The sequence below is a fragment of the Pseudomonas brenneri genome (genome assembly GCF_007858285.1).
Lineage (GTDB): Bacteria > Pseudomonadota > Gammaproteobacteria > Pseudomonadales > Pseudomonadaceae > Aquipseudomonas > Aquipseudomonas brenneri.
Window position 1 is genome coordinate 1 of record NZ_VFIL01000022.1, and the last position, 12,925, is coordinate 12,925.

The window sequence follows — 12,925 nt, forward strand, 5'->3', positions numbered from 1 at the left end:
TGAACCCTTTGCCATCCTCCAGGTAGGCCTGAACAGCGGTGAGCTTGAATTGATCTGAATACTTGCTCATGTGAACACCCCAAGAAATTGGATTTGTGTCCAACTTCTTGGGGGCAGTCCATTTTGAGTTGAGGTGTATCCGATAAATTTTCAGTGATTGTCAGGGCGTTTGGTTTATTTGCTGCCGCCCGAGCCCCCGCCTGCGCTGTCCTCGTCGAACTTTTCGGGGATCGCGAATTTCTTGCTTTCCAGCAAACGCTGCAGCGCCAGTTCGCGTTCGGCGAACGTTGCCTGTTGCACCGTGGGCGAGGCGGCTTGCCCGCTGACTTGCAGCCCCAGCCAATGCTCGGTTTCCTGCTGGGCCTTGGACGAGGGGCCCGGCTCGATGGCCAGTACCGTCAGGGGCAGGGCCAGCAGCGTCAGGCTGGCGAGGTAATGGAGTTTCATCGTCGGCTCCTTCAAGCGCTTACTTGATTAGTACAGGCGGTGTATCGCTGGCCGCCGCGACCTGATCCTTGGCAACTGGCGCGCCGGCAGCCTTGAGTTTCTCGGCCCGGGCCTGGGCCTCGGTGACCTGCTCGGGGCTCAGGCCCACCTGGCTGGCCAGTTGCGCGGCCTGCCCCCAGTTGTCCTGGTAGATCAACAGGGTCACCAGATTGACGGCGGCCAGTTGGTCGCTCTGCTTGAGCTCCATGGCCGTCATGAACTCAAAACGTGCATCTTCCATTCGGCGTTGGTTGAGGTAGACCACGCCCAGGTCATTGCGGATTTTCTCATCGGTGGGAGCCAGTTGCGCCGCGCGTTGCATATGGGTCAAGGCCTGCGCGTTGTCGCCCCGGGCCGCTGCCAGTTGCCCCAGGCCGTGTTCACCCTCGGCCGCCATGCAGGTGCCCAGCAGGCTGCGGTACAGCGGTTGTGCCTCACTGCGCCCGAGCAGGCGGTAGACCTTGGCCTTGCGCTGGCGCACTTGCGGCAAAGACTCCGGCAGGCTTTGCAGGTTGGCCAGGCTGGCGTGCATTTTCCCTTCATTGGCCATGTCGTCAGCCAGGTTCAACGACAGCTCCTGTTCGGAACTGGGCTTGGCGCAGGCGCCTGGCGACATGAGCGCCGACCACGGTGCCTGGCCGTTGCTGGCACAGCCGCCGAGCAGCAGCAGGCTCAAACCGGTAATCAGTGCTTTCATCGAGCGCTCCTCAAAAACTGCTCAGGGCCCGGGAGATCGCAATGAATGCCGGCCCCCCCAGCACAATCAATAAAGCGGGAAACAGGAAAACCATCATCACCACCGACATCTTGGCCGACATCTTCGAGATGAACTCCTGCAAGCGGGTGAGGCGGCGGTCATCGAGCAGTTGCTTGAGGGCCAGCAGCGACTTCATGGCGCCGCCGCCCTGTTGGATCAGTTGCTGCAAAATGATGCAGGTGTCGGTGAACTCGTCCACGGCCAGCAGCCTGGCGGTCTTGCCCAACTCCTCACTCAGTTCCAGGCCCGAGTCGACCCGGGACAGGATCAACCGCAGTTCCTGGGTCAGCGCGGGCAACAGGCGTTGCGCTTCAACGCTGAGCACGCGCAGGGACTGTTCTACCGCCATGCCCGACTCGAACAGAATGCGCAGCAGCGGGATGAAGGTCGACACCTCGCGGGAGATCTGTTGCTGCCGGGCCTTGGCCGCGCTGGCGAGGATGCGCTTGGGGATCAGGTAGCCCAGGCCCAGGCCGAGCAGGGGCGCGATCCACGGGGAGTCGACACCGGGAAAAATCACTTCCTCGCCTATCAGGATCACGCCTGCCAGCACCAATGGCACACCAATCTGGCAGGCGGCGAAGATCGAGCGTTGATTGGCTTTGCGCCAGCCCACACGGTTGAGCAGGATCTGCGTTTCGTTATCCATGCTCACTGAGCGCTGGGCCAGTTGGCTGCTGCCAAACTGGGTGAGCAGGGTACCGAATCGGTCGCCACGCACCAATTGGCCTTGCAGGCGCTGGTTGACCAGGCGCTGGCGACGGCGCTGGGCCATGAGCTGGCCGGCGATCAACACGAGTGCAGCAAGAAACAGCAGGGCACTGATCAACAGGACCATCTCAAATACTCCGCAACATGCGCCACATCGTCAGGCAGCCCAGCACCTGCATGGTGAGTGCGGCCAGCAGCATGTAGCGGCCGCTGTCGTCGTTCCACATGGTCAGCAGGTAGCCGGGGTTGATCATCATGAAATAGCCCACCATCGCAATCGGCATGCCGGCCAGCACGAAGGCAGTGACGCGCGTCTCGCCGGTCATGGCACGCAATTGCCGGGCGCCTTGTTCCCGTTCGCGGATGACCTTGATCAGGTTCTCCAGCAAGTCACTGGCGTTGCCGCCATAGCGGTGGTTGACCTTGAGCCCCAGGGCAAGCATGCGGAACTCGTCCTGCTCGTAGAATTCGGCGAAGTCACTGGCGGCCTCGGGCAGGCTGACCCCCAATTGCACGTTGCGCTGGATACGCCCCATGGCGGGCTTCAAGGGTTCCTCGGTGCTGTCGATGGCCCCCAGCAAGGCGTCGGCCAGGGTGCGTCCGGACTTCAGGCTGCGCACCGTATGGTCGAGCACTTGTGGCAGTTGCTCGACCATCCGCTTTACCCGCCGCCGATAGCGCCAGGCGATGTACAGCCGCAGTATCAAGGGCGGCAGCACAACCATTGCGGCCAACCCGAGCCAGCTCCACACCAGAAAGCCCAGCACCGCGCCCAACACCCAGCAGGTCACCCACAGGCCCAGGCTGTCGGTGGGCTTGCCCAGGCCCGCGCGCTGGAACATGCGCTCCAGGGCGACCCAATGGCCACGCTCTTCGGCCAGCAGCGGCTGCCCTTCGGCGAGTCGTTCCAGGACCCGATCGGTTTCCGCCTGGCGCAGGCCACTGAGGAACAGGTGCACCGACACGCCAATCAGGATCACGCAACTGAACATCAGGATGGCGCCGGTCATGATGACGCTCCTATAGCGGCAGGGCCGACTCGCGGCGCAGTTTGTCACCCGCCGGGTTGACCGCCTCACGCAGGAAGCCAAAGCCGGTGCGCCGGTCATGCCGGAACAAGGTGTTGGTGACATACACGTCGTCGCGCACCCCCACCACTTCCACCACTTCACTGACACAGCGTCGGCCATCGGGCAGTCGGGTCAGCTGGATCACCACATCCAGCGCTGCGCAAATCATCTGGCGCAGGGTCTTTTCCGCCACCACACGACCGGTCAGGCCTACCAGGGTTTCCAGGCGCAACAGGGCATCCTGGGCATTGTTGGCGTGCACGGTACTCATGGAACCGTCGTGGCCGGTGTTCATCGCAGTCATCACATCCAGCACTTCCACGCCACGGATCTCGCCGAGGATGATGCGGTCCGGGCGCATCCGCAGGGCGTTGCGGATCAGGTCGCTGGCCTTCACTTCACCGTGGCCCTCGGCATTCGGCGGGCGGGTTTCCAGGCGTACGACGTGGGGATGGCCCAGTTGCAGTTCGGCCACGTCTTCGATGGTCACCAGGCGCTCGTGGGGGTTGATCAACTGGCTGAGGATGTTCAGCAGAGTGGTCTTGCCGGTGCCGGTACCGCCGCTGATCAGGATGTTGCAGCGCTTGCCCACTGCCTCCTGGAAAAACTCGAAGATCGATTGGTCGATGGTCTGCATCGCCACCAGGTCGCTGCTCTTGAGCATGTCCTTGCGAAACTTTCGAATCGACAGGCACGGACCGTCCAGGGCAATCGGCGGGATGATTGCGTTGACCCGGCTGCCGTCGGGCAGCCTGGCATCGACCATTGGTGACGACTCATCCAGGCGCCGGCCCAGTGGCGCGAGGATGCGCTGCATGACCCGCTCCACATGATGGGCGTCGATAAAGCGCAGATCGCTCTGGTGCAACAGGCCGTCGCGCTCGACAAATACCCGGTGCGGGCCGTTGACCAGAATCTCGGTCACCGAGGGGTCGCGCAGCAGCACTTCCAGCGGCCCGAAGCCGGTCAGTTCATCGACGATTTCTTCGGCCAGGCGCTCCATTTCATAGCGGGAAATCGCCAGGTGCATGCGTGTGATGTATTCGGACACCTTGTCGATGACAAATTGCGCCAGGGATTGGCGTGAGCCTTCCAGCAGGTTTTTCCCCGACTCTTCGATGGCATCGATGATGTAGCGGTGCAGCACCAGTTTCAGGCCGTCGTGATCCACGGTGCTGTTAAGCCCCCGAGCGGGTGCGCCGAAGAGTTTTTCGCCGCTCATTTGGCGGTCCCCAGCAGCCGTTCGAACCAACGGGTGGAGGGTTTTTCCAGGCCTTCGGTACGCTTGGCCAGGCGTTCGCCCAAGGCTTTCAGAGTCTGCGTCAGGGGCTCCCGGGGGGCCAGGCTGAATAAGGTTTGCCCCTGGTTCTTGGCGTTCAGGCGCACCTCGGGGCTGAACGGCAAAACCGCGATGGCTTCCAGGCCGAAGCTATTTTCCAATGCCTCTTTATCCGGCGCGGCACCTTTGAGGTAGCGGTCCACCAGCAGCTTGGCATGATCAAGCTTCATGCCTTTTTCCCGCCACTGATTGAGGACTGCCAGGTTGCGCCGGCAGTCGAGGACGTTCTGGTCGGTACACCACAAGAGCTTGTCGCAATGGCTGACAAACGTGCGCAAGGCTTCGCTGTCGCGCTGGCCGGTGAGGTTCACCACGATGTGCTGGAAGTGTTGGCGCAGGGCACTGAGTAACATGTACAGCTCGGCGGCGCTGGTCATTTCCAGCGGCTCGTCGCTTTCGGTATAGGCGAGGATGCGCAGGCCACCGTCGGTGGCGGTGAACGCGCTGTTGATCAGGGTGGTGTCCAGGCGGCGCAGGTGGCGCAGGGCATCGCCAAAGTTGAATGAGCTTTCCAGGCCCAGCAGCGCCAGGCTGTCACCACGGGGCAGGCCCAGGTCCAGCAGTAAGGTCTGTTGACCGCTCTTTTGCACCACCATCGCCAGGTGGCTGGCGAGCAGGGCGCCGTCGGCATTGCCCTGGGTGCCATACAGCACAGTGAGGCCGCCCAGGTGTGCGTTGTGAGCGACCGGGGGCAGGCGCTTGCTCAGGCGTCGCACCAGGCCGGCGACTTCGCTGGAGCGTGAACCGTAGGCGACAAAATCCCGCGCGCCGGCACGCATGGCGTTGAGCACCAGTTGATTGTCCATGCCGTCACCGAGGGCGACGATAGCCAGCATCGGCTTGGCTTCCAGGGCGCCCTCGATCAAGGCGCTCTGGGCCACCACATGCTCGCGGTCCAGGCCCACGAACACCAGGTTGGCGAAGGTCACGTCCACCAGGGCCAACAGTTCGTCGAGGCTGCCACCACCGGCACTGACCACTTGGCCCAGGGGCGCGAGGGCGCCTTGCAGCCATTCCAGGTCGGTGGTGTTGCGGGTGATTGCCAGGAACGTCTGGCTCAGGCTATCGCTCATTGGGAAAGTCCTGTGCGTCGGTCGAAGTTGCCGTTTTCCAGGAAGTACAGGCGATACCAGTTGGGGTCGTAGTTGCGCAGTTTTTCCCCGGGCAGGGACGGCAGGCGTGCGTTGGCGGCCAGGGGCTGGACCAAGTGCGGGGTGACGATCATCAGCAGCTCTTTTTCCTCGCGGCTGACGTTGCTGTCGCGGAAAAACGCACCGAGGATCGGGATATCGCCCAGGCCTGGAAATTTGCTGATGGTGGAACGGTTGTTATTACTGATCAGGCCGCTGATCACAAAACTTTCGCCGTCGGCCAAAGACACCGTGGTGTCGGTACGGCGCACGGTCAGGGCCGGCACCTGGATGCCTTCTACCTGCAAGGCGTTGGCGTAATCCAGTTCGCTGACTTCCGGCGCCACCTTGAGGGAAATCCGCGTGCGGTCGATCACGGTGGGGGTCAACGTCAGGCGGATGCCGAACTCTTTGTACTCGATGGAAATCGTATCGCTGCCGGTACTGGGCACCGGGATCGGTACTTCGCCGCCGGCGAGAAAGGTCGCGCTGTGCCCGCTCATGGCAACCAGGCTCGGCCGCGCCAGGGTATAGGCAAAGCCGCTGCGTTCCAGGGCATTGATCAGCGCCGAAAACCGCCCGCCGCCGATGCCGATATTAAAGGTGTTGTTGTCCAGCGGCAGGCTCATGCCCGCTGTACGCGGGCTGCCGAACAGGAAGTTGCCAGTGCCGCCAAAGATCGATGTGCTGGCCTCCTTGAGCTTGGTGCGGCTGACTTCGACAAAGCGGATATCGGTCTGCACCTGGCTCGGCAGGGACGGGTCGTCGGAGGGCGACAGGGCCTGGCTGGTCAGGCTTGAACTGGCTTTGCCCTTGACGAATACCATGCTCTGGCGCGGGGCGCTGGAACAGCGAGTCCAGACCATCAGGCTGGTGGCACCAGAAGCAACGCCGGTGAGCAGGAAGCTGCGGTCACCGTTGAGGTGCACATCGGCGATTTTCGGGTCGCCGATGGCCAAGCGGGTAATTGCCACCGGTGATTGCAGGGTTTGCTGCAAGCCTTCGCCGACCTCGACCACGGCCGGCAGGGCGCCCAGGTTGCTGCAACTGTCCGAGGCCGCGAACGCCAGGCCGACAGGCAGGCTGGACAGCATCAGTGCCCAGGCCATTTGAGTGAACACAGGTGCTAAACGTTGGTGCATTCAAGGCATCCTTGTTCAATCAGGGATTTTGTTGGGTCGCTTGGTTACCGCGTATGACCTCGATGCCGGAGCGCCTGGATTCGTTGGTGGCCCCGGCTTGTGCAACTCTTTTCGGCGCGGCGACCATGGCCAGTTGAGTGAACTGGTACAGGTCGCGATTGGCGCTTTGCAGATTGGCCGACGCCTCGTTATCCCCGGCCCAGTACTGGCTCAGCAACTGTTCATCGGCACTGCGTACGGCCAGGCGCAAGGCGCCGACGCTGGTGGCCAGCATCAGGCGGCTCATCAACTGTTCCGGCACCGCCAACACCACGGTGCGTGGCGGGTTTGCCTGGCGTTGTACCTGACGGGCTTTTTCTTCATCGGTGGTGGGCGGCGCCACGGCGGGCTTGCCATCGTTGGTCGGGCCGAGGTTATCGCCCACGCTGAGCAGGCGCAGGGCCGGCACGATGATCTGGGACGTGGGCTCAGGGTTAGCGCCTTCCGAGCGCAGGAACAGCAGCACATCCACATAATCACCTGGGCTCAACTGGCCAGCCGCGCCGATGACCTCATCGACGGCCACTGCCAGGGCGCGCTCGTCAGGGCGGATCATGCGGGCCAGCGGGCCACCGGAATTGAAGCTGGAGTTATCCAGCCAGGTGCCGGCACTCAGGGCTCTCAAGGGTGTGCGGCCGATGGCCTGGTCGAGGCTGGTCAAACTACCGGCGGGTGCGGTGCGCAGTCTTTCCAGGGTCAGGTCAGCAGCGGTGAGGGCAACATACGGCGGTACATCATGGGCCAGGACCACTACCGATTGACGGGTCTGGTCTTCGACGGCGGCGACGGTTTTTTCCACAGAAACGCCAGATGGCGCAGGCTCGGCAGCCGGCTCAGGCGGACGACTCAGCACCAGTCCCCAATAGCCCGCGAACAGCGCGCCGATTAATAACAACCCGGCCAGGATCATGCTGACACGACTGTTCATGAAGGCTCTCCCTTTCCTGTTGCACCACGCGCCCGTCTTTCCCAACGAGTTGATTTCGCAACCAGGCAGCTATGAACATCTAACGATTTCGTTATTTGAAGGTAGCCGAGCTAGGACAAAATGCCATTACCGACCATGATTTATTTTGGAACTATCGACATGCGCCCTGAAAACACGGGTTTATGACGCCAGTTTTACGACTAATACTTTGTGATTAATCAGTTCTTACAGTTGTTGAGGTGGGGTTTGTTGACAATGCTCTAGTGGCACGCAGCAATCACCGTGCAGCACTGCGAGATCTGCGCACGTAAGCGCAAAGGAGAAGTCATATGTTCCTTACCTTCATGATGAAGCTCTACGTCCAGCTCCAACTGCTCTTTCACCGCAAGGAAGGCGCCACAGCGATTGAGTATGTGATCCTCGTGGCCGTTATTGCCCTTGTCGTGCTGGCAGCGGGGAAATTGCTTGGGCCTCAGATCGCGGCCATGTTCGCTAAAGTCGGGGCAGCCCTGACCTGATTGGCAACAGTGCTTTGAGCAAGCCCATCAGTGATTGTTTCGCAAGGTATTGCTCATGAACGCCGTTGTTGCGAGCCGCCAACAGATCCTGTTGGTGGATGACGAAGAAGATGCCCTCGTAGAACTGGCGGAGTCGCTGGAAAACGAGGGCTTCGTTTGTTTCTGCGCCACCTCCGTCACGGACGCGTTGCAGGAACTGACACTGCATCCTGATATCGGGCTGGTCATCACCGACCTGCGCATGCCTGAGGAAAGCGGGATTTCCCTGATCAAGCGCTTGCGTGAGCACACCTCACGCCAGCATCTGCCCGTGATTGTCATGTCCGGTCATGCCGAAATGGATGATGTCAGTGACATGTTGCGGTTGCAGGTCCTGGACCTGTTTCGCAAACCCATCTACCTGGTTCGATTGATCGACACCCTAAACAATCTGTTTCCCAGGGCGTAGGGAGCAGTTGGCCAGTCCGTAGCGCCCAGTTGAGGAGATATTTTATGTTGCTTGCCTTGCTGATGAGGATTTGTGCGTGGTCGATGCTGTTCTTGCGCCGGCGGGAGGGTGCGACGGCTATCGAATATGTGATTTTGATTGTGGTGATTGCGTTGGTGGTGCTGGCGGCCGGGAAGTTGCTGGGGCCGCAGATCACTACGTTCTTTGGCAAGGTGGGGGATGCGTTGACCTGAGTGCATACCCGTTGTTGCGGTAACGACGGCTATTGGCTCCGCTTTTACAGCGGCTCACTAAGTAAGCAAAATCAAAGTGCGAAGCTGCTTACCTGTGGGAGCGGGCTTGCTCGCGATGGCGTCAGTTAGAGCGCCGCAGAGTGTCAGATACCCAACGTCACCGTTAACGACTATCGCGAGCAAGCTCGCTCCCACAAGGGGAGCGAGTTTGGTCTTGGGCGGCCCCCCCCAAAAAATCCAAGCCCCCTACAGTTGATAGCTAAAACTCAACGTATACCGCGGCCGTCGGTTAAAACTGTCCAACGCCATATCCGACATCGGCTTGGCCGCCTCCAACGCAATATTGTAGTACTTGGCATCGCCAAAACGCAGGCCGACGGCCGCAGAAGACATGTCGCTGCCCTTCACCGGCAGGTTGTTGAACCAGGCCTTGGCACGGTCGAGCACGATGTAAGGCTGCACGATCCTGACCCAGTCCCCCGCCCGGTTGTAGCTGTAGTTGACCTCGTAGGCCACGCCCCAGCCCTTGTCGCCCGAGCCCTGGTCATCGGGATAACCGCGCCCGAAGTTCTGCCCACCGAATACCGCACGTTCGCTGTCGGGCAGAGTGTCGTCGCTCCAGTACAGCGCCGCCGAAAGAACGCCTTGCCAGTTGTCGAAGAACTTGTCGCTCTGCACCCCGGACAGACGCAGGCGGAAGAAGTCCAGGTCCGACTTGATCCCCTCAAAGTCACTGCGCGTATTGGCGCCCAGGCCGTCGATACCTTGGTACAGGCCGGCGCTGAGGATGCGCAGTTGGCGGTTGTCGGCTTTACGCCAATCCCCTTCGAAGGCCAGCGCACGCAGGTCGGTTTCCACATCGAAGCGTTGCGGGTAACCGACCAGTTGATAGCGGGTCCTGTCGTTCACCCCGTAGAAGCGTGTACCAAAGGTCAGCGACTCGCTGGGCGAGGCGATCAGCGGATGGCTCAGGCCGATGGAGAAGCGGTCGTTCTCCCGATGCGGCTTGAGTGAGAAGCCGCCGTCCAGGCGGATGTGGGTGCTCGGGTCGCTGCGATAGCGCGCGCCATACAGGCTCAGTTGCGTGCCTTCGGCATTGATGAACTGGCTGTAGTCGAGGCGGTAGTAATGCTCTTTGTCCTCCCCCGGCGGGAACAGCCCGCTGAGGCTCACTTGTTCGCCCATCGAGGTGTGGGAATTGCTGGTGCCGGCGATCAAGGCTTGCAGGCCGCCGCGACTGTCGTCGGTCATGCTCATGCTGCTGGTAAACGGTTTGCGGCTGGCCTGGATATTCATATGCGCGGCACCATCGGTGGTGCCCGGTGGCGGTACCTGCGCTTGCAGGGTGACGCCGGGAATACGCCCCATCAACGTGGTGTAGCGTTCGAAGGTCTTGCGGGTCAGTGGGCGTTCGGCCAGGAGCTTTTGTGCCAGTTTGTCGACGTAGGCCGAGACCGAGCCAATGTCGCCTTGCACCTGGTAGTCCTTGATATAGCCCTCGACCAACACCACGCGCACCAGGCCCTGTTCGAAGCGCTGGTCGGGCAGGAAAGCGTAGGACAACAGGTAACCATCCTGTTGATAACGTCGGGTGATGCTGCGGGTGGCTTCGATCAGTTGCGCGAGGTTGGTTTCGTGGCCAATCAACGGCTCGAACACCTGGGCGACTTCCTGGAGCGGGTACACCGTGCCGCCGTCGATCTGCAGCTTGCGGATGGTGACCTTGGTGTCCATCAGCAACGGTTGGGCTTGTGCGGCCGGGGTCTGCGGCAGTTGGGTCTGTGGGGTCACCGGGCGGTAGGCGTCGGCCGGCAGGTTGGGCACGGGGAGGTTGCGGATGGTGTCGTTGCTGTTGAGGAAGCTGGGTAGGGTCTCGGCGTGGACGTAAGCGCTGAGGGTGAGCAATAACAACGGCGTCAAAACGCGCATAGGACACTCCATGGTCAAAACTGCAGCAGCATTTCGCTGGTTTCCGCCGGGCTCTGGGGCGCGGTTCGGGGGCTTTCACTGGCTGGCTGACAGCCAATAAAAAAGACGAGAGATCCATTGGAGTCTCTCGTCTCAACCAAGCGTAGGCGCTGTAGGGGAGGCCGTCTAATGGGCCAGGTGCAATTCTCTTATTTACCGGTCAGGCCGTTGAGCAGACCGCCGACGCCTACGGTGCCGCTGGTGCTGCCAGTGGCGGTGGCGCCGATGTTCAAGTTGCCGAGCAGACCACCTGTTGTACCCGTGCCACCGGTGACTGCGCCGCCCAGTGAGGTGACAACCCCACCGACTGTGTTGACGGTTTGCCCCAGGGTATTGGTGATGGGGTTGGCATTGGTGGCCGTGATGCTGGTGCCGATACTGCTGACCGCCCCGCCCACTTGAGTCACCAGGCCGTTAACCGGTGCACCGATGCCGGTGGTGGTACCGATATTTTGGGTCAGGCTGCTGACACCCGAAGTCACAGGGTTCAGCGCGGCGCCCACATTGCTGGCCAGGCCTGCAATCGGTGCGGTGGCCGCTGTGTTGGCGACGCCGTTGCCACCGATCACTGTGCCAAGCGAGGCCACTGTGTTGCCCAGTGCACCGCCTGCCACACCACCCGCACTGACGGTGCCGTTGGTGTTGCCAGCATTCAGACCGTTGCCGACGTTGGCCACCAGGCCACCTACCAGTTCAGGCAGGCCGGATGCCGGGGCGCTGCCACTGCCAGTCCCGGCAGAAGGCGAAACCAGGCCACCGGAAGTACCTGCTACTGCACCTACACCGCCGAGCACACTGCCCACGATGCCAGTGACAGGGTTGCCAGTACCACCAGCACCAGACACTTGGCCACTCAGGCCGGTGACGGTTGAGCCGACTTTATCCAGCAGGCCATTGACCGGGGCACCCAGGCCGGTGGCTTTACCGAGATTGCCGGTGGTGTTTTCAACCAGCGAGACCACCGGTACCAGTACTTTGCCGCCCAGGGTGTTGGTGACCGATCCCAGGGGACCCGTGGTGCTGGCAGTGCTCAAGGTGTCACCGAGCATGGTGACGGCCTGGCCTACTTTGTCTACCACGCCACCGACAGTGCCGCCGACACCACCGGTAAGGCCGCCGACGACAGGGATGCCACCCAAGGTGGTGGACAACGATTTGCCAGTGGTCGAAACACCACCGCCCAGATCGGCGACAGCGTTGCCCACACCGGCCACGGTAATGCCCAGGGAGTTGCTGTTAGTGCCCAGGGAACCCAGGCCATCCGTCAAGCCATCGCTGACGCTGCCTACCGCCGTGCCGACGCTGGTCACCAAGCCACCGGCTGTAGTGCCGACGACGGGAACGCCGCCCACGGTTGTGCCGATGCCACCGATAGCTGTGCCTACGTTGCCGAGGGTGTCGCCCAGGTTGGCTGCGATTTGACCGGTTACCAAGGGGCTGGTGGTTGAGCCGGTGCCGCCACCTGTGCCGCCGCCAGTACCACCGCCGGTTCCGCCACCTGTGCCACCGCCAGTACCGCCGCCGGTTCCGCCACCTGTGCCACCGCCGGTTCCGCCACCTGTGCCACCGCCAGTACCACCGCCGGTTCCGCCACCTGTGCCACCGCCAGTACCGCCGCCGTCACCACCACCTGTGCCACCGCCAGTACCGCCGCCGTCACCACCACCTGTGCCACCGCCGGTTCCGCCACCGTCACCACCGCCAGTACCACCACCGGTCCCGGCGCCAGCATCTGGGGAGGAGGATGCAACGCTGCTCTTGTGACCGCCACCACCACTGCTGCAGCCACCCAGGCTCATCGCCAGGATAAGGGCCAATGCAGTACTTGCTTTCCACAACACGACTTGAGTTTTCATGATGAGTTCCTTAGCACCTGGTACAGCCTTTGTTGGTTTCGCAAGTTCGCCCGTTCTTCGGCGGGCAATACATGCGTCCGTTGTGGCTATCACAGTCCTCGGCACTCTTTATCGCAACGCTCAACTTGGTATTAACGATTTATATACAGGCGCGTAAGTGCGTCTTGGTGATTAATACCAAGGGTATATGTAGAGGTTTTTGTTTTGAGGTGATGTTATGTAAAACAATCACTTGGATAAGTTAGCGGGCTATCGATAGCCCGCTATAACTTAGGTTGTATATATACAATTAATCAGAAA

At 61.4% G+C, this 12,925-nt stretch carries 13 protein-coding genes; 3 read left to right on the plus strand and 10 right to left on the minus strand.

From position 1 onward, the window contains the following. Positions 1-174: 174 nt before the first annotated feature. The 8 genes from FJD34_RS27640 to cpaB are packed head-to-tail and all read right to left on the minus strand — an operon-like array spanning position 175 to position 7,602. The gene (locus tag FJD34_RS27640) at positions 175-447 is read right to left on the minus strand and encodes a DUF3613 domain-containing protein (protein WP_032859795.1); all 273 of its coding nucleotides are present in this window, start codon (positions 445-447) and stop codon (positions 175-177) included. A 19-nt stretch (positions 448-466) separates the two neighbouring features. Then, positions 467-1,183 (minus strand): tetratricopeptide repeat protein, encoded by a 717-nt coding sequence (locus FJD34_RS27645; protein ID WP_065942409.1) that lies wholly within the window; start codon positions 1,181-1,183, stop codon positions 467-469. Between the two features lie 10 nt (positions 1,184-1,193). Continuing rightward, a complete protein-coding gene (locus FJD34_RS27650) occupies positions 1,194-2,081 on the minus strand; it encodes a type II secretion system F family protein (protein ID WP_032859792.1) in 888 nt (295 codons plus the stop codon). Position 2,082: 1 nt separating this feature from the next. Then, on the minus strand, positions 2,083-2,964 hold the full coding sequence (locus FJD34_RS27655; RefSeq protein WP_032859790.1) for a type II secretion system F family protein: 882 nt from the start codon (positions 2,962-2,964) through the stop codon (positions 2,083-2,085). Positions 2,965-2,974: 10 nt separating this feature from the next. Beyond that, entirely contained in the window at positions 2,975-4,246 is a 1,272-nt protein-coding gene (locus FJD34_RS27660; RefSeq protein WP_032859789.1) for a CpaF family protein, read from the minus strand. Beyond that, positions 4,243-5,436 (minus strand): AAA family ATPase, encoded by a 1,194-nt coding sequence (locus tag FJD34_RS27665; RefSeq protein WP_032859788.1) that lies wholly within the window; start codon positions 5,434-5,436, stop codon positions 4,243-4,245. Before FJD34_RS27665 ends, FJD34_RS27660 begins: the two co-directional genes overlap by 4 nt. Next, positions 5,433-6,635, minus strand: a complete 1,203-nt coding sequence (locus FJD34_RS27670) for a type II and III secretion system protein family protein (RefSeq protein WP_032859787.1) — start codon at positions 6,633-6,635, stop codon at positions 5,433-5,435. The genes FJD34_RS27665 and FJD34_RS27670 overlap by 4 nt, the downstream gene beginning before the upstream one ends. Positions 6,636-6,654: 19 nt before the next feature. After that, a complete protein-coding gene (cpaB, locus tag FJD34_RS27675; RefSeq protein WP_090292888.1) occupies positions 6,655-7,602 on the minus strand; it encodes a Flp pilus assembly protein CpaB in 948 nt (315 codons plus the stop codon). Between the two features lie 329 nt (positions 7,603-7,931). Between cpaB and FJD34_RS27680 the strand changes: the two genes are divergently transcribed. Genes FJD34_RS27680 through FJD34_RS27690 form a run of 3 tightly spaced genes read left to right on the plus strand, consistent with a single transcriptional unit; the run spans position 7,932 to position 8,801 of the window. After that, on the plus strand, positions 7,932-8,120 hold the full coding sequence (locus FJD34_RS27680; RefSeq protein ID WP_032859785.1) for a Flp family type IVb pilin: 189 nt from the start codon (positions 7,932-7,934) through the stop codon (positions 8,118-8,120). A 55-nt stretch (positions 8,121-8,175) separates the two neighbouring features. Further along, the gene (locus FJD34_RS27685) at positions 8,176-8,568 is read left to right on the plus strand and encodes a response regulator (RefSeq protein WP_032859784.1); all 393 of its coding nucleotides are present in this window, start codon (positions 8,176-8,178) and stop codon (positions 8,566-8,568) included. Positions 8,569-8,612: 44 nt separating this feature from the next. Beyond that, positions 8,613-8,801: a Flp family type IVb pilin gene (locus FJD34_RS27690; protein WP_032859783.1), complete on the plus strand. Its 189-nt coding sequence runs from the start codon at positions 8,613-8,615 to the stop codon at positions 8,799-8,801. Between the two features lie 246 nt (positions 8,802-9,047). On the opposite strand, the gene FJD34_RS27700 is transcribed toward FJD34_RS27690, so the two are convergent. Both FJD34_RS27700 and FJD34_RS27705 read right to left on the minus strand, forming a co-directional pair. Further along, positions 9,048-10,730, minus strand: coding sequence for a ShlB/FhaC/HecB family hemolysin secretion/activation protein (locus FJD34_RS27700; protein WP_090292890.1), 1,683 nt, complete (start codon positions 10,728-10,730; stop codon positions 9,048-9,050). Between the two features lie 188 nt (positions 10,731-10,918). Continuing rightward, positions 10,919-12,625: a collagen-like triple helix repeat-containing protein gene (locus FJD34_RS27705; protein WP_167360826.1), complete on the minus strand. Its 1,707-nt coding sequence runs from the start codon at positions 12,623-12,625 to the stop codon at positions 10,919-10,921. Positions 12,626-12,925: the final 300 nt, after the last annotated feature.